The 15,569-nt window shown below is 38.2% G+C and carries 14 protein-coding genes; 10 read left to right on the top strand and 4 right to left on the bottom strand.

What is annotated here, in order from left to right; all coding sequences use genetic code 11:
• Window positions 1-14 precede the first annotated feature (14 nt).
• Window positions 15-860: a DUF6503 family protein gene (locus tag LS48_RS05510; RefSeq protein ID WP_062620816.1), complete on the bottom strand. Its 846-nt coding sequence runs from the start codon at window positions 858-860 to the stop codon at window positions 15-17.
• Window positions 861-1,013: 153 nt separating this feature from the next.
• On the opposite strand from LS48_RS05510, the gene LS48_RS05505 reads away from it, so the two are divergent.
• The 7 genes from LS48_RS05505 (at window position 1,014) to pheT (ending at window position 10,829) form a co-directional block, all read left to right on the top strand.
• Complete coding sequence (locus LS48_RS05505) at window positions 1,014-1,688, top strand: carboxypeptidase-like regulatory domain-containing protein (RefSeq protein ID WP_062620814.1); 675 nt, start codon at window positions 1,014-1,016, stop codon at window positions 1,686-1,688.
• Window positions 1,672-2,322, top strand: coding sequence for a hypothetical protein (locus tag LS48_RS05500; protein ID WP_062620812.1), 651 nt, complete (start codon window positions 1,672-1,674; stop codon window positions 2,320-2,322). Before LS48_RS05505 ends, LS48_RS05500 begins: the two co-directional genes overlap by 17 nt.
• An 87-nt stretch (window positions 2,323-2,409) precedes the next feature.
• Window positions 2,410-3,213, top strand: coding sequence for a TrmH family RNA methyltransferase (locus LS48_RS05495; protein WP_062620810.1), 804 nt, complete (start codon window positions 2,410-2,412; stop codon window positions 3,211-3,213).
• A gap of 47 nt (window positions 3,214-3,260) precedes the next feature.
• The gene (locus LS48_RS05490) at window positions 3,261-4,493 is read left to right on the top strand and encodes a M48 family metallopeptidase (RefSeq protein ID WP_062620807.1); all 1,233 of its coding nucleotides are present in this window, start codon (window positions 3,261-3,263) and stop codon (window positions 4,491-4,493) included.
• Window positions 4,494-4,553: 60 nt separating this feature from the next.
• Window positions 4,554-6,989, top strand: coding sequence for a T9SS type A sorting domain-containing protein (locus LS48_RS05485; RefSeq protein WP_062620805.1), 2,436 nt, complete (start codon window positions 4,554-4,556; stop codon window positions 6,987-6,989).
• 35 nt (window positions 6,990-7,024) lie between these two features.
• On the top strand, window positions 7,025-8,197 hold the full coding sequence (locus LS48_RS05480) for an MFS transporter (RefSeq protein ID WP_062620803.1): 1,173 nt from the start codon (window positions 7,025-7,027) through the stop codon (window positions 8,195-8,197).
• Window positions 8,198-8,402: 205 nt separating this feature from the next.
• The gene (gene pheT, locus LS48_RS05475; protein WP_062620800.1) at window positions 8,403-10,829 is read left to right on the top strand and encodes a phenylalanine--tRNA ligase subunit beta; all 2,427 of its coding nucleotides are present in this window, start codon (window positions 8,403-8,405) and stop codon (window positions 10,827-10,829) included.
• A gap of 63 nt (window positions 10,830-10,892) precedes the next feature.
• Here pheT and LS48_RS05470 read toward each other — a convergent pair whose 3' ends face one another.
• Window positions 10,893-11,471, bottom strand: a complete 579-nt coding sequence (locus LS48_RS05470; protein WP_062620798.1) for a fasciclin domain-containing protein — start codon at window positions 11,469-11,471, stop codon at window positions 10,893-10,895.
• A 102-nt stretch (window positions 11,472-11,573) separates the two neighbouring features.
• On the bottom strand, window positions 11,574-12,050 hold the full coding sequence (locus LS48_RS05465) for a fasciclin domain-containing protein (protein ID WP_157881716.1): 477 nt from the start codon (window positions 12,048-12,050) through the stop codon (window positions 11,574-11,576).
• Between the two features lie 339 nt (window positions 12,051-12,389).
• Here LS48_RS05465 and LS48_RS05460 point away from each other — a divergent pair, with 339 nt between their 5' ends.
• From LS48_RS05460 to LS48_RS05450, 3 genes are read left to right on the top strand one after another with little or no spacing between them, the layout of a single operon-like run.
• On the top strand, window positions 12,390-13,106 hold the full coding sequence (locus LS48_RS05460; protein ID WP_062620792.1) for a hypothetical protein: 717 nt from the start codon (window positions 12,390-12,392) through the stop codon (window positions 13,104-13,106).
• A gap of 56 nt (window positions 13,107-13,162) precedes the next feature.
• A complete protein-coding gene (locus tag LS48_RS05455) occupies window positions 13,163-13,405 on the top strand; it encodes a DUF2007 domain-containing protein (protein WP_062620789.1) in 243 nt (80 codons plus the stop codon).
• Window positions 13,406-13,431: 26 nt separating this feature from the next.
• A complete protein-coding gene (locus LS48_RS05450; protein WP_062620786.1) occupies window positions 13,432-13,854 on the top strand; it encodes an RDD family protein in 423 nt (140 codons plus the stop codon).
• Between the two features lie 66 nt (window positions 13,855-13,920).
• On the opposite strand, the gene LS48_RS05445 is transcribed toward LS48_RS05450, so the two are convergent.
• The gene (locus LS48_RS05445) at window positions 13,921-15,546 is read right to left on the bottom strand and encodes an ABC-F family ATP-binding cassette domain-containing protein (RefSeq protein WP_062620784.1); all 1,626 of its coding nucleotides are present in this window, start codon (window positions 15,544-15,546) and stop codon (window positions 13,921-13,923) included.
• Window positions 15,547-15,569: the final 23 nt, after the last annotated feature.

Below are 15,569 nucleotides of genomic sequence, written 5' to 3'. Positions count from 1 at the left end.
CCAACTTTAACTGGTTATTGAACATATTCCGCCTCTGCAGGTTTTGCAAAAACTTCAGTGTCAAGCATGGTTTCAGTTGCAGTAACTTTATCAAATTTTATATCCATCTTTTCCCCTTTGGGTTTCCCGTTTTCCACGTTCCACCACGTAAGCTTTTCAGGTAATAGCAAACCATTTACATCTTGCCATTTGTCGTATTTTATATAATGCCAATCATCGCTTTTCTTTTGGTCTTTAAAGGTTACAGTATACGCCAACCAAACCATTTTATTGGTATCTGGCTCAAAATATAGGATGTACTCATCCTCAGGCGAATCGCCCACGCCCTTGTCATAGGAAACTTTTAAACCGTTATACAATTTGCCATCAAGTTCGGTGGGGGCTACAGCTTCATAATTTATTCCCGGGTCTGAAATAATAAAAGGCATTGCATAGAAATAGAACATTAAATTGTGGTAAAATACCGGATTGCCTTCATAACCCAAATCGTGTTTTAACAACCAAACGCCCTTTCCGTCTTTCCCAATAGACCAATCTTTAGTTTCTATTTTGGTTTTACGGTCTGGTAATGAAACGGTATGTGTTTCCAAACCGTTTTTTCCCTTCATTTCAAAACACAGGTTATTCATCTTTTTCCAATGATCCAACCCACCGTGGGCGGTAAATACAGTTTGCAATGTTGCAGGATATGTTTTTTCGATGTTTGTTTGTGCGTTCTTTGGATCACCATCTGGGGCTTCAACTCCCGTTGAATCAAATTCGGTGCCCTCAACCCGTGGATCTTCTTCGGTAGTTTTTTTATCGTCCCTACAGGCAGAAAGAGACATTATAAGTGCAGCAAAAAAAATCAGCTTTTTCATATTGATTGGTTTTTAGTTGTTTAAAAATAAAAAAGCTTCCCGTGTTGGGGAAAGCTTTTTAGAAAGGTTTATGATTTTTATGAATTTAGCATTTCATACTTGACCACATTATCTTTTTTCAGTAATCTTGCTTTATTAATACCTTAAAAAAAAATGAAATCCTATTTATACAAAATAATTCTCTTTACTGTCATACTATCATTTTCAAGCTGTGAAAAACTTGAAATTACCAATAACGAAAGACTCTTGGTTAAAGGAAAAATAGTTGATCAAAACGGAAATGCATTATCCAATATTTCCATAAAAACCGAAGCCGTAAACCGCATTCTTGCTAAAACCAGCACAGATGCAAATGGAAACTTTGAGCTTACATCGCTTAACGCAAGTATTGATCCACTGTATGTTTTGGTAAATATTGAGTCCAATTTCTATTTCGAAAACGAAAACCCCGATTATGCAAGTAAAGTATATTCTTCTGAAGACGCCAACAAGCAGTTGTTGTTAGATTTGGGAACCGTAACTCTTAGTGGTTTAGGCTCTTTTTCACTATTATTAAAAAACCTTCCAGGTGATAATAATACTGTGGAGTACACACTTTCATACACTTCAAAAGTTTGTCATCTTCCCTTAGAATTTAACAACGACATTTGTGAATTTGACCAGTCCACTCAAGACTTTTTGGAAGTTAATTCACAAAACCGAACAATAGGTGGTGAAAGTATTTTAGGCTCCGTTGCTATTTTTGAGTACAAAGTAAATGGCGGAAGCACACAAACTATCGAAATTCCAGTAACAAATCCCCCTACTACGTATGTTTTTGAATATTAGAATACTTTTCATTTCCCTGCTTTTTACGGCAGCTACTTTTGCACAACAAACGGAAACGGAAATAGAAAATGAAACAGCCCAAAAACAAACTAATCTTGGAACCAAAGTAGGTAGCATTACTGTAGGCGCCTATCTGCCCATTGCTTTTGGAGAAAACTTTGTAAACGATGGAATGGATTTAAAAATGGGCGCACAAGCACAACTTAAACTAAATGTTTTGGGAGATTTTTATGTTGGCCCAGCCATGAGTTTCTTTTTTGCTGATGTTACCAATCGAAACCTTGTAGGCAATTACGATGAAATGTCCAATTTAGTATTGGGAGGTGTAATTGGCTATGAAAAACAATTGGAACGGTTTGACCTCTCCATTGGTTTAGGGGTTGGCTATTCGGGCTATTTCAACAAAGGCTTGGGCGATAGTTTTGAAGACAATGCCACCGCGCTATGGCTAAGACCGGAGGTAAGCTATAAATTGGCAAACTATGTTTCAATTTATGTAGCCTCAGAATTGCGCCATGATTTTATGAATATTGAAGTTCCATCAGAGCTAGAAGACACTTTTGGAGGTGTAAACTATTTTAATATTGGTTTTGGTCTTCGCATCAATTTGGGTACTGGATATAAATTTCAGTAGCGTATCTTTGGAAAAAGTTTTAAGTAGCAGTTAGCAGTAAAAATAAATTGCGACTACTACCTTCGCGAGACATTTTTCAAACATAATATGTACAAAAACATCACAAGTTTTCAAAATCCGTTGATAAAACAGATTGTTTTATTGCAAGAGAAGTCGCGCGAACGCCGCAAAACACAACTTTTTGTAATTGAAGGACTGCGCGAAATTTCATTGGCAATAAAAGGCGGCTATCTTTTGAAAACGGTGCTTTTTTGTTCCGAAATAGTTTCCGAAGAAGAAATTTATATTCTGAAAGAAACTGGCGATAACGAAACTGAGTTTATTGAGATTTCTTCTGAAGTATATGAAAAGCTAGCCTACAGAAGTTCCACCGAGGGCGTTTTGGCTATAGCATATTCCAAAACCTTAGAACTTGCCGATCTTCAACTTGCAACCAAAAACCCTTTAATTTTAGTAGCCGAAGCCCCCGAAAAACCCGGAAATATTGGTGCTCTCCTTCGAACGGCAGATGCGGCAAAAGTTGATGCCGTAATCATCGCCAACCCGAAAACCGATATGTTCAACCCCAACATCATCCGCAACAGCGTGGGTTGTTTGTTTACAAACAGGATTGCCACTGGAAGCACTTCAGAAATCATATCGTTTTTAAAGGAATCCAAAATTAACATTTATTGTGCTGCTTTGCAGGCGTCTGTAAATTACGACACTCTAGATTTTAAAAAACCAACCGCAATAGTTGTAGGCACTGAAGCCACAGGTCTTTCCGAGGAATGGTTACAAAACAGCACCCAAAACATCATTATCCCGATGCAGGGCGAAATAGACAGCATGAACGTTTCCGTAGCCGCGGGAATCCTTATATTTGAGGCAAAGCGCCAGCGTGGATTTTAGTATTCAGTCGCAGTCGCAGTTTGCAGTAGTAATTTGAAACCTGAAACTTGAAACCAGAAACTCTTTTTTACATAATAATAGCAATCCTAGTTATCAGCTTTGTTATTGACCAAATATTAGATTTCCTCAATGCAAAACACTTCAACGACCCACTTCCCGCAGAACTGCAGGATGTTTTTGATGAGGAAGAATACAAGAAATCGCAACGCTACAAAAAGGAACGTTACAAATTTGGAATACTTACTTCAGCAATTTCGCTCATCGCTACCCTCCTATTCTTCTTTTTTGATGGCTTTGCCTTTGTAGATAGTTTTGCGCGTTCCGTATCAAGCAATGAAATTATAATCGCCTTAGTTTTCTTCGGAACCATAATGATTGCAAGCGACATCCTGAGCACGCCCTTCAGCTATTACAGCACTTTTGTAATTGAAGAGAAGTACGATTTTAATAAAACTACACGTAAAACTTTTTTTCTTGACAAACTGAAAGGATGGGCTATGGGCGCCGTTATTGGAGGAATTCTTTTAAGCGCAATTATATGGTTTTACCAAAGCACGGGTAAAAACTTTTGGCTCTACGCTTGGGGAATAATCACTGTTTTCACCATATTAATGAACCTGTTTTACGCGAGATTGATTGTTCCGCTTTTCAACAAACAAACCCCGTTGGAAGAAGGTTCGCTTCGTTCCCAAATAGAAACCTATGCATTAAAAGTAGGGTTCACCCTAGATAAAATCTTCGTGATAGACGGCAGCAAGCGCAGTACAAAGGCAAACGCGTATTTCTCTGGTTTTGGCAGTGAAAAGCGCGTCACGTTGTATGATACCCTTATAAAAGATTTAAACGAAGAAGAAATAGTGGCCGTCCTTGCCCACGAGGTAGGCCATTACAAACGGAACCATATTATCATCAACCTTTTCGCAGCTGTCGTTACCACAGGTTTTACGCTTTGGCTGTTATCGCTTTTTATTGGAAATCCGCTGCTTTCCGAAGCATTAAATGTTTCGCAACCTTCCTTCCACATAGGCTTGGTAGCGTTCGGGGTGCTTTATAGCCCAATTTCGGGCATTACAGGCTTATTGATGAATTATTTAAGCCGAAGGTTTGAATACCAAGCAGATAATTACGCAAAGAATACTTTCGCAGCACTACCGCTGATTTCAGGTTTAAAAAAGCTTTCTAAAAACAGCCTGAGCAACCTCACTCCGCACCCGCTATATGTGTTTGCGCATTATTCACACCCTACACTTTTACAGCGCTTTCGGAATTTGAAGAAATGATTTTTATCATTTGAATATATTGTAGGAAAAAGCTACTTTGCGCACTGTTAAAAAATTCAAATGAAAACAAAATTACTATTCCTTTCAACACTATTCTTATCTTTTTCAATTAACGCCCAAATAGATTTTGAAGCGCATATTACTGTGGACGATACAGGCGGAACAAACAATCCGACATCAGTCTGTGCCGCCGACCTTGATGGTGATGGCGATATGGATATGATATCTTCTTCCATAAACGACTCTAAATTAGCTTGGTATAAAAATACAAATGGAAGTTTCGGAGCACAACAAATAATTACAGAAAACGCAATTAGAACCAACCAAGTAATTGCTATAGATATTGATAATGATGGTGATATAGATTTAGTTAATGCTACCTATTATGGTATCTTTTGGTATGAAAACGTAGACGGTCAAGGAAATTTTGGAACTCCGCAAACTGTTAGCGCTCCAGATACACAAGCCAGAGAAATTCAAGCAGCAGATATGGACGGCGACGGCGATTTGGATATAACTGCAAATTCTAGCTCAACCAATTCAATTGCATGGTTTGAAAATATGGATGGGCAAGGTACTTTTTCTGTTGAGCACATTATCGCAAACAATTCAGCTAGCTATAATAATATTTATGTGGAAGATCTTGATAGCGATGGCGATATGGATATTTTGGTCTCAGACTATACAAATGATAATGTTTCTTGGTTCAAGAATATCAATGGTCAAGGAGATTTTGGCTCAATACAAGTTATCTCAACAAATGTGCAACGTCCAAGAGGGGTTTCGGCGGCAGATATTGATGGCGATGGAGATAAAGACGTTCTTGCCACTTCCCTATTATTCGACCAAAAATTAGTTTGGTATGAAAATTTAAACGGACAGGGCAATTTTGGTCCACAGCGTTTTGTAAGTGCTGATGTACAAGGTCAATTTTTGGTCACTTCTGCAGATGTTGATAATGATGGCTATTTAGACGTAATATCAGGATCCGATGCCCAAGGAATAATTTATTGGTACAAAAATCTGGATGGCCTTGGTAATTTCGGACCAAAACAACAAATAACAAACCAAACAGAATATCTTAGGGAAATCAACTTGGCAGATTTGGATAGCGATGGCGATTTAGATTTAATTTCCGCCTCTGCTACAGATGACAAAATAGCATATTACATAAATACTGATGGACAAGGAAATTTTGGTACTCAAAATGTTGTGGTGGAAATTAACGGTACCAACAGACCATATACAGTTATGTCTATTGATATGGATGGTGATGGCGATAAGGATGTAATTTGTGCATCCAATGGTGATGACAAAATATCTTGGCTAGAAAATATGGATGGTATAGGAAACTTTTCTTCACCAAAAACCATTTCTTTACAATTGAATTATCCAATCTCTATTGACGCTGCAGACATTGATGGTGATGGAGACATGGATGTAGTTTCTCAATCATATTATAATAACACAGTAGCGTGGTTTGAAAATATGGATGGGCAGGGCACCTCTTTCACAGCTCATATTTTTAGTCCGCTTATTTCATCTCCTTACGTAACCTATCCTATGGATGTAGATAATGATGGTGATATTGATATTGTTTCAGGTGGTGATTTTGGGCTCTTATGGTATGAAAACGTTGATAGCCAAGGAAATTTTAGCCCAACCCAAGTTATTAATACCACAGGCATGTGTATAGAATCTGTTAGAGCTGCAGATATTGACAGTGATGGACTTTTAGATTTAGTTGCAGCAGACTGGTGTAATGATGTCCTATTTTGGCATAAAAATAACGGGGGAGGTAACTTTGGAGCACAACAAACAATTTCAACAGAAATAAGTGGTTCATTATCCGTGGATATAAAAGATATGGATAATGACGGCGATCAGGACGTCCTTGCTTCCTCATTCGGCGACCATTCCGTAATTTGGTTTGAAAATTTAGATAACCAAGGTACTTTTGGCCCATTGAGAGTTATAAATAATAATACAGAGGGCGCCTATGAAGTCTATGCTAAAGATTTAGATGCAGATGGAGATATGGATGTACTTACAGCTTCTTTTTCTAGCAATACGGTCTTTTGGCATGAAAATCTTGGTAGTGGGAATTTTGGTTCAGAACAAATAGTCTCCTCCCACGTTGACAATACAACTTGTGTATTTGCAGATGATTTTAACGGCGACGGAAAAATGGACGTACTAGCATCGTCATATTCCTTAGACGAAATAATCTGGTTCGAAAACCGCGGCCCGCTCGGCATCGAAGAAAACACAAAAAACCATTTAAGCATCTATCCAAACCCAACAAACGGTTTTTTAAACATTAAATCCGCTACACCGCTTTCCGAAATAACCGTTTATAACAATCTTGGCCAATTGCTCTTTGTTTCAGAAAAGAACAATCAGGTAGATATTTCAGCTTTAAGCCAAGGAATTTATTTCGTGAAAATTAAAGATGAAGTCGGACAAACAGAAACTAAAAAAGTGGTAAAAAAATAAATTGAAGTATCTTTCAAGGTATTTTATCCAAGCCCTTGAAACCAATCACCCACACTGTCTGGATCCTCTCGCTAGTCAGCCTGTTTACAGACATGGCCAGCGAAATGCTTTACCCAATAATGCCTATCTATTTAAAAAGTATCGGCTTTTCAATTTTATTGATTGGTGTTTTGGAAGGTTTGGTAGAAGCCGTGGCGGGACTCAGCAAAGGCTATTTTGGGCAATTAAGCGACAGCAAAGCGAAACGAGCCCCTTTCGTGCAACTCGGTTATTCTTTAAGCGCCATTTCAAAACCGATGATGGCTTTCTTCGTCTATCCGCTGTGGATATTTTTTGTTAGAACTACAGACCGATTGGGAAAGGGAATCCGTACCGGCGCCCGAGACGCCATGCTTTCAGCGGAGACAACAAAGGCAAACAAAGGGAAGGTTTTCGGCTTTCACCGCTCTATGGATACTTTCGGAGCCGTACTCGGTCCTGCCCTTGCCTTGGGCTATTTATACTTTTATCCCGAAGATTACATAAACCTTTTTTACATCGCCTTTATTCCGGGTGTGCTGGCTGTAATTGCTTCCTTTCTTTTGAAAGATAAAAAAGTAGAAATTTCTTCTGAAAAGAAAAAAATAAGTTTCTTCTCCTTCATCAACTATTGGAAACAAAGCCCTGCGGAATACCGAAAAGTAGTGATTGGCTTACTTTTTTTCGCCCTTTTCAACAGCAGTGATGTTTTTTTGTTATTAAAAGCGAAAGAAGCAGGACTGGACGACACCTGGGTGATCGGAATTTATATTTTTTACAATTTAATTTATGCTCTCACCGCATACCCCTTGGGAAGTTTTGCAGATAAAATTGGTTTGAAAAAAATGTTCATTTTTGGATTAATCATATTCAGCTTAGTTTACTTCGGAATGGGTTTAACTACAAATTTATACGCAATAATCGCTCTCTTCTTCGGCTACGGAATTTATGCCGCAGCAACCGAAGGTATTTCCAAGGCGTGGATCACGAACATTTCCAAAGACGAAAACACTGCCACCGCCGTGGGCACTTACACCGCCTTTCAAAGCATCATCGCGATGGCAGCAAGCGTAATGGCTGGACTACTATGGTTTTATTTTGGGGCGAGCGTAGCCTTCATCGTTACAGCTATCGCTACGGTTTTGGTTATCCTGTATTTTGTCGGAAATTTTTCTGCAACAACTAACTAAAAATTTCCTACACTCCCGAAAAACCGCTAATTAAATTTTCAAAGCCATCCCTCATACAACACTCCGCACCCAGCACCCAGCATCCGTCACCCGTCACCCAGCACCCAGCACCCAGCATCCATCATCCATCAAAAATTCTCAAATCCAAAATCGTAAATCTAAAATCGTAAATACTATCTTTGCCCTCTGTTAAGAACTTACACCTATGACAATTTCATACAACTGGCTAAAACAATTCATCAACCTCCCTTGGGACGCCGAAAAAACTGGCGAATTATTGACCGATCTCGGACTTGAAGTAGAAGGAATAGAAGATTTCTCTTCCGTAAAAGGCGGCTTGGAAGGCGTTGTGGTTGGACACGTTTTAGAATGCACCCAACACACAAACGCTGACCGACTAAAAGTAACCAAAGTTGACGTTGGCACGGGCGAACCCATACAAATAGTTTGTGGCGCACCCAATGTTGCAGCAGGTCAAAAAGTACCCGTTGCTACCGTTGGCACCACACTTTACGATGCTGAGGAAAAGCCTTGGCAGATAAAAAAAGGCAAAATACGCGGCGAAGTTAGCGAAGGAATGATCTGCGCCGAAGATGAACTCGGCCTCGGAAAATCGCACGACGGAATCATGGTTTTGGATGCTAAATTAAAGCCCGGAACCCCTTTAGCTAAAGTTTTGGAGGTTGAAAACGACAAAGTTTTTGAAATTGGCCTGACCCCAAACCGTGCCGATGCCATGAGCCATTGGGGCGTTGCGCGCGATTTAAAAGCTGGACTGCTCCATCAAGGTATTTCTACAAAACTAAATACACCATCAACCAGCAGTTTCAGAATTGATAATCGCACCCTAAAGATTGACGTAAATGTAAAAGACACTGCTCTGGCACCACGTTATTGCGGAATCACCATAAGCAACCTAAAAGTTGGGCCTTCCCCTGCCTGGGTTCAAAATAGATTGAAAGCTATCGGGCTTACCCCAATAAATAATATTGTGGATGTTACCAACTATGTGCTTCACGAACTTGGACAACCTTTGCATGCTTTTGACGCGTCAAAAATTGCTGGAAATATTGTGAATGTGAAAACATTGCCTGCAGGAACAAAATTCATTACGCTTGACGGCATTGAGCGTGAACTGCACAAAGAAGACTTAATGATTTGTGATGCTGAAAAACCTTTGTGCATCGCAGGAGTCTTTGGAGGAATTAATAGTGGCGTCACAGAAAGCACAACAAGTATTTTCTTGGAAAGTGCCTACTTTAATCCTGTAAGCATCCGTAAAACTGCAAAACGCCACAGTTTGAGCACAGATGCTTCCTTCCGTTTTGAAAGAGGCATTGATCCAAACATTACAGATTATGCGCTTCGCTATGCCGCCATTTTAATCATTAAAGTTGCAGGAGGCCAGATTACTAGTGATTTGGTTGATATTTATCCAAAGAAAATTGAGGACCACCAAGTTTTTCTGAATTTTGAAAAGGCGAACAAATTGATCGGCGAGGAAATTCCGAAGGAAACCATAAAGGAAATTCTTACTTCGCTTGAAATGAAGGTGAACAACGTTACCGAAACCGGCATCGGGATGACCATTCCCGCATACCGAAACGACGTTACCCGTGATGTTGATGTTATTGAGGAAATACTTCGTGTTTATGGTTACAACAACATAGAGTTTACTCAAAAACTGAACGCTTCAATTTCCACGATTTTGCCGGGCGAAGATTATGACGTTCAGAATAAAATTGCGTTACAGTTGACGGGGCTTGGCTTTAACGAAATGTTAAACAACTCCCTAACCACGCCAAAATACAACGAACTGAGTGAAACCATCAAAGAAAACTATAACATAACTATGCTCAATCCCTTGAGCCAAGATCTTTCTGTGATGCGCCAGTCCATGTTGTTTTCGGGTTTGGAAGCTATAGAATATAACAGCAACCGAAAAAACAGCGATTTAAAATTGTTTGAGTTCGGAAAGACCTATCACAATTTTCCGGGTGGAAGAACAGAAACCAAACATCTTTCTCTTTTCATCACAGGATTGAAAACGGAAGGAAATTGGGCATCCCCAGATATAAAAAGTAACTTCTTCTTCGGAAAAGGAACTGTTGCAGCTTTAATGGAACGCTTAGGGCTTGAAGGTTATACTGAAGATTCAACTGAAAACGATATTTTCTCTGAAGGAATTTCCCTAAAAAGGAACAAAGAAACAATTGTTGAATTTGGTATTGTAAAACAAAAAGTCACCAAAGAATTTGATGTTGATGCCGAAATATTTTTCGCAGATTTCAACTGGGATGCGGTTCTGAAACAAATTTCAACTAAAAATTTTAAGTTGAAACCCATTGCAAAATTCCAAGCAGCGCAACGTGATTTTGCTTTGTTGCTTGATAATTCAGTGCGTTTTGGCGAACTGCAAAATGCGGCTTTTAGCACCGAAAAGAAATTTCTAAAAGCTGTTACACTTTTTGATGTTTATAAAGGCAAAAATCTTCCCGAAGGCAAAAAAAGCTATGCGCTTAGTTTTACTATTCAAGACGAAGAAAGAACTTTGACCGATAAACAGATAGACAGAATAATGGGTAAACTCCAACAAAAATTTGAAAACGAATTTGGAGCAACACTTCGATAAAAAAAAACAGCGACTTTAAAAGGTCGCTGTTTTCATATTAATTGATTGGGAATTGGGACAAAATTACTTTGGTAAAACAACACTATCAACTACGTGAATCACTCCATTTGATTGATTTACATCTGCAATTGTCACAGAGGCCATCTCTCCTTTTTCGTCCATTAGCATCACTTTTTTACCTTTCATCATCGCGGTCAAAGTTCCACCGCTCACGGTTTTGTAAGTTGCTTTTCCGTTACCTTTTTTTATGTCATCCATAATATCAGTTGCACTATGTCTGCCTGCAAGAACGTGATAGGTTAGGACGGTTTGCAATGTTTTTTTGTTTTCAGTTTTCAGTAAAGTTTCCACTGTTCCTTTTGGTAGTTTTTCAAAAGCCTCGTTTGTTGGTGCAAAAACCGTAAATGGGCCATCACCTTGAAGTGTTTCCACCAAATCTGCAGCTTTTACTGCTGCTACAAGTGTTGTGTGGTCTTTTGAATTTACTGCGTTTTCAATAATGTTTTTGCCGGGATACATTGCTGCTCCGCCAACCATAACTGTTTTTTCGTCTTTCATCATTTTGTCTTGAGCAAAACTTGATGAAGTTCCAGCCACAAGGGCCATTGAAAATAATGCTGCTGTGATAAATCTTGATTTCATAATAATGTTTTTTAGTTTTAAGTTTATGTGTATATAAACGAAAGTCCGGAAACTGCGGTTTTGCAGTTTCCGGACTTTAGGGTTTATTTAACTTTTATAAAACTATTCTTCCGAAGGTGGAAAAATTAATCCATCAATAATATGAAAAAAGCCATTTTTATGATAATAGTCTGGAGCTATAACTCTGGCAATATTTTTATGCTCATCAATTAGCATTAATTGTCCCGCATTTTCCATAATTTCTAATCTGTGCCCCTCAATGGTCGTCAAGTATGCCTTACCGCCATTTTTTTCCACTGCAGTTTTAAGGCTATTGCTATCAAGTCTTCCGGGCACGGTTAGGTACTTTATCATTGAGTTTACTAAAGTGGTATTCCCTAAAATTGAGTCCCTGCTTTTCTTCGGTAAGTTTAAAAACGCCTCATCCGCTACCGCAAAAATGGTAACCATCTCTTGATTTTCCAGTTTTTTACGCAGGGGTTCATTTTTTAAGATTTTAGCTAAAATCATAAAATCCGGAGCTTCTTCAATATTTTCATAAAAAGTTTTACTTGAAGTAAACTCGCTATCTCCCAACATTTTGGTAACCTCTGCATTTTTAGTTGACTTGTATTTCTGTGCGGAAACAGTGGCCGTAAAACAAATTGCAAAAATTAAGAGGAAGGTATGTTTGATTTTCATCTGTGTAAGAAATTTAATAAAGTGAAAAACGAAATGCCCGAAAGGTTATTTCTGAAAATTTTCAAATCAGTTCGGAACATTTCCTAAAAAATTAGATTGTAAATATAACAAATACGAAGCCAAATTATCTATGAATGAAAAAGCGTTTGCAATATTTAAAATTTCACTCAAACTTTGTTAAATTCTTGTTTTGCACAAATGTACTGTGTACATTTATTTTTCTAAAAATTGCAACTTATGTTTTCTCGGACCAATATTGAAAAGCAGCTGTTGAAATATCGTTCAAAACGAATTGATGAGCAGTCTGTTATGGATGAAGTAAACCGAATTTTTTCTGAAAATGAAAAACAGCGCGAAGCAATACTAGCAACACTAGAGAAAGAATCTGTAGAAATTGGAAATCATTTTAATTTTGATTTGCTGGAAAGTTCACACATTTTTCACATAGATGACATTAAGAATCTTTGCATAAATTATCGTTTACGCTTTTTGGGATCACACTTTTTTAAGGGCGATTTTCCCGAAGAGGCAATTTCAGAAATTAGAAATCTTGAAAACAAACACGGCATTGCCTTGAAAAATTTTAAGATTGTTGCTCCCGCAAAACTTCTTAAACTTGAGAATGCTGATGATCCGTTGCTATTTGCACCTATGGGGAACGATTATTTTTACTTAATCCACAAATGGGGAAACGATCTGCACCCATTTAGAAAATTATTGATGTGGCCCTATAAAAATTTTGAAAATCTGGTGTTTACCGTAGCTTTACTGAGTCTTTTCATAACTCTTTTAATGCCGATGCAATGGTTCACCCCGAACGCAACTTTTGCGGAATATCTCTTTTTATTTCTTTTCATTTTCAAGGGTGTGGGCGGAATGGTAATTTTTTATGGCTTTTCAAAAGGAAAAAATTTCAACGGCGCCATTTGGAAAAGTAAATATTACAATGCTTGATTTCAGAATTGAGTAAAAAAATTAACTTATTATTTAATAACAAATAATTTAAAATCATGTCAGAAAACAAAGAAGAAACCGTTCGCATATATACAGGCTCCGATATAATAGCAACAGGATTAGTAGGAAGATTGGAGGACGTAAACATCACCCCAATACTTCGGGACGATGAACAAAGTGGAGTCATGTTTGGTTCGGGAAGTAAATATGACGATCAAGTTCGTGTATTTGTTCGCAAAGATGAACTTGCCATTGCCCAACCAATTGTGGATGCCTATTTGAAGGAAATTGAGGAATAGTAAACCCTTAAAAATACAATGTAACAATGAGCACTAAAAGCAATAGAATACTCGCTTTATTGCTGGACTTGACGATAATCGGTGTTATCGCAAGTGTAGCATCAAACTTTTTTAAATTTGATTGGGAGCTGGGTGAATATATACTATTTAACCACCACATAACTTGGGGGTTAAGTCTATTCTTTTTGTTCTATTTGATGTATTTTATTTTATGCGAAGTTTTTGGAAATTCAGTTACTATTGGTAAAGAAGTATTGAAAATCAGAACGATTTCTGTTAGTGGTAAACAATTAAAATTAAAAAATCGAATTTATCTAACCCTATTAAAAATTCTCAGCATTATATTTTGGCCAATCAGTGCAACTGTATTTTTGATAAATGGCTTTACTATTGAAGACGGTCTTTGTTACACGAAAACTGTTGAAAAACAGTATCATTTATTAAATTAAATAGACTGGATCTATTTGATTTTTTCAGTCAAAACCTGACTTTTTTATGAAATTTCGATTACAATCTTAAGCCTCTACGGAATACATTTTCTCACGTAACTCCTTTATTTTTTTATCGCCCATATATTCATCAAAAGTCATATAGCGATCAATAGCACCGTTTGGTGTAAGTTCTATAATGCGGTTACCCACCGTTTGTGCAAATTCATGGTCGTGGGTGGTTAACAAAATGGTTCCTTTAAAATTTTTCAAGGAATTGTTGAAAGCGGTAATTGATTCCAAATCCAAATGATTTGTAGGTTCGTCGAGCATCAGAACGTTGGCACGCTGCATCATCATTCGGCTTAGCATACAGCGTACTTTTTCCCCACCCGAAAGCACATTGCTTTTCTTCAAGGCCTCTTCACCACTGAAAAGCATTTTGCCCAAAAATCCACGTAAGAAAACTTCTTCACGCTCCTCCTCTGTTTTAGCATATTGGCGTAACCAATCTACCAATGAAAGGTTGTTTTTGAAAAATTCTTCATTATCCAATGGAAGGTAACTTTGATTAGTGGTAATTCCCCATTGAAAAGAACCATTATCTGCCTTTGCGTGGCTGTTTAATATTTCATAAAAGGCAGTTGCAGCGCGAGAGTCGCGCGAATAAATAATAACCTTATCACCTTTTGCCAAATTGATATCTACATTCTTGAAAAGCACTTCTCCATCGATAGAAGCAGATAGGTTTTCAACATTCAAAATCTGGTCCCCCGCTTCACGCTCGCGTTCAAAAATGATTGCCGGATAGCGGCGGCTTGAAGGTTTTATTTCTTCTACGTTAAGTTTTTCGAGCATCTTTTTACGTGAAGTTGCCTGTTTACTTTTTGCTACGTTTGCACTGAAACGCATGATGAACTCCTGCAGCTCTTTACGTTTTTCCTCTGCCTTTTTGTTTTGCTGTGCACGTTGGCGTGCTGCAAGCTGGCTACTTTCGTACCAGAAAGTATAGTTACCACTATAGTGGTTTATTTTGCCAAAATCAATATCGCTGATGTGGGTGCATACAGCATCGAGAAAGTGACGGTCGTGGGAAACAACAATCACGCAGTTATCATAATTCGCGAGAAAATTTTCAAGCCAATTGATGGTTTCATAATCCAAATCGTTGGTGGGCTCATCCATAATTAGCACATCTGGATTTCCAAAAAGCGCTTGGGCCAAAAGCACGCGTACTTTTTGTTTTCCATCCAAATCCTTCATCATTGTATAATGCAGGCTTTCGTCTATACCCAGATTTGAAAGCATGGCTGCGGCATCACTGTCGGCGTTCCAACCGTTCATTTCTTCAAAAGCCACCTGTAGTTCACCAATTTTTTCGGCATTTTCATCCGTATAATCCTCGTAAAGTTTATCTATTTGGGTTTTTATGGAAAACAACTCCTTATTACCACGCACAACGGTTTCAAGCACCATAAAATCATCGTAGGCATTGTGGTTTTGTTCAAGTACAGACATACGTTTGCCCTTCTCTAAATGAACATGGCCCGAAGTAGGATCCTGCTTGCCTGAAATAATTTTTAGAAAAGTGGATTTTCCGGCTCCATTGGCGCCTATAATTCCGTAAATATTGCCACTTGTGAACTGCGTGCTCACCTCGTCAAACAACACTCTTTTACCAAATTGCACCGAAAGATTTGAAACTGAAAGCATAAATTTTTAAATTTTGCGCAAAA

The sequence above is a fragment of the Aequorivita aquimaris genome, assembly GCF_001573155.1.
GTDB lineage: Bacteria > Bacteroidota > Bacteroidia > Flavobacteriales > Flavobacteriaceae > Aequorivita > Aequorivita aquimaris.
Note: the sequence above shows the minus strand (reverse complement) of the source record. Positions and strands in the feature narration are given on the sequence as shown.

Coding starts and splice junctions, on each gene's coding strand:
- LS48_RS05470 (WP_062620798.1), bottom strand. CDS start 11,471: ATGAAATCAAGATTTATCACAGCAGCATTATTTTCAATGGCCCTTGTG.
- LS48_RS05505 (WP_062620814.1), top strand. CDS start 1,014: ATGAAATCCTATTTATACAAAATAATTCTCTTTACTGTCATACTATCA.
- LS48_RS05500 (WP_062620812.1), top strand. CDS start 1,672: ATGTTTTTGAATATTAGAATACTTTTCATTTCCCTGCTTTTTACGGCA.
- LS48_RS05485 (WP_062620805.1), top strand. CDS start 4,554: ATGAAAACAAAATTACTATTCCTTTCAACACTATTCTTATCTTTTTCA.
- LS48_RS05455 (WP_062620789.1), top strand. CDS start 13,163: ATGTCAGAAAACAAAGAAGAAACCGTTCGCATATATACAGGCTCCGAT.
- LS48_RS05445 (WP_062620784.1), bottom strand. CDS start 15,546: ATGCTTTCAGTTTCAAATCTTTCGGTGCAATTTGGTAAAAGAGTGTTG.
- LS48_RS05460 (WP_062620792.1), top strand. CDS start 12,390: ATGTTTTCTCGGACCAATATTGAAAAGCAGCTGTTGAAATATCGTTCA.
- pheT (WP_062620800.1), top strand. CDS start 8,403: ATGACAATTTCATACAACTGGCTAAAACAATTCATCAACCTCCCTTGG.
- LS48_RS05495 (WP_062620810.1), top strand. CDS start 2,410: ATGTACAAAAACATCACAAGTTTTCAAAATCCGTTGATAAAACAGATT.
- LS48_RS05510 (WP_062620816.1), bottom strand. CDS start 860: ATGAAAAAGCTGATTTTTTTTGCTGCACTTATAATGTCTCTTTCTGCC.
- LS48_RS05450 (WP_062620786.1), top strand. CDS start 13,432: ATGAGCACTAAAAGCAATAGAATACTCGCTTTATTGCTGGACTTGACG.
- LS48_RS05465 (WP_157881716.1), bottom strand. CDS start 12,050: ATGTTGGGAGATAGCGAGTTTACTTCAAGTAAAACTTTTTATGAAAAT.